Source organism: Thermoflexus sp. (assembly GCF_040289485.1).
Taxonomy (GTDB): Bacteria; Chloroflexota; Anaerolineae; order Thermoflexales; family Thermoflexaceae; genus Thermoflexus.
This window is the reverse complement of record NZ_PSLG01000104.1, coordinates 364-1,199: the sequence shown is the minus strand read 5'-3', so window position 1 is coordinate 1,199 and position 836 is coordinate 364. Positions and strand designations below refer to the sequence as shown.

The 836-nt window shown below is 67.7% G+C and carries 1 protein-coding gene; it reads right to left on the bottom strand.

Going from position 1 to position 836, the window contains the following annotated elements; translation table 11 throughout:
- On the bottom strand, positions 1–696 hold a 696-nt coding region (locus C4313_RS11220; protein ID WP_352429944.1), incomplete at its 3' end, for an ABC transporter permease.
- Positions 697–836 lie beyond the last annotated feature (140 nt).

The following is an 836-nucleotide window of genomic DNA, read 5'->3' as shown; positions in this document are numbered from 1 at the left end:
TGCCGCGAGTCCCGCCAGCAGACCCGAGAGGGTGAACACCCAGAACCGGACCGCGCGGACGTTGATGGTAGCGAAGCGGGCGGCCACCTCGTTGGTCCCCACGCTGTACAGGGCACGGCCGAACACCGTGAACCGGAGGAGGTAGTGCAGGAGGGCGGCGACGGGCAAAAAGACCACGACCACTTGGAGTGGGATTCCCAAAACGTCCCGCTGGCCGAGGAGGAAGAAACTGCTGGGGAGCCCGGAAATGGGCACGGTGTTGGTGAGGACGAGCGCCGCCGAGGCATAAGCGTAGAGGGTCCCGAGGGTCACGATGAGCGCTGGGATCCCCACCCACGTGATCAGGACAGCGTTGAGCCCGCCCAGGGCGCCCCCAGCCAGGACGCCGAGCAGCGCCGAAACCCACACGTTCACGTGGGCCCGCATGGTCAGGAGGCCCAGGACGACCCCGCTCAGGCTGAGGATGGACCCCACCGAGAGGTCGATGGATCCCCCGCCCGAGAGGATCACTAGCGTCTCGCCCAGCGCCAAGAGCCCGATCTCGACACCATACTGGGTCATGTTGAAGAGGTTGTAGAGGGTCGCGAAGTCAGGCGTCGTGGCCGCGAACACCGCCCCCGCAAGGAGAAGGACCCCCAGGAGGAACCGCGGCCGGTCGGCCGCCATGCGCTGGAGGACCCGGGCGACGCGGGCCATGCTACGGCCGAGCGTGCCGGCGGAGGAGGTCGGCCCCCACCGCCAGGAGGATCAAAGCCCCGGTCACCATGCCCTCCGCCAGACCGGGGATATTGAGCAGGATGAGACCGTTCTTCATCTCGGCCACCAAGAGCGCGCCA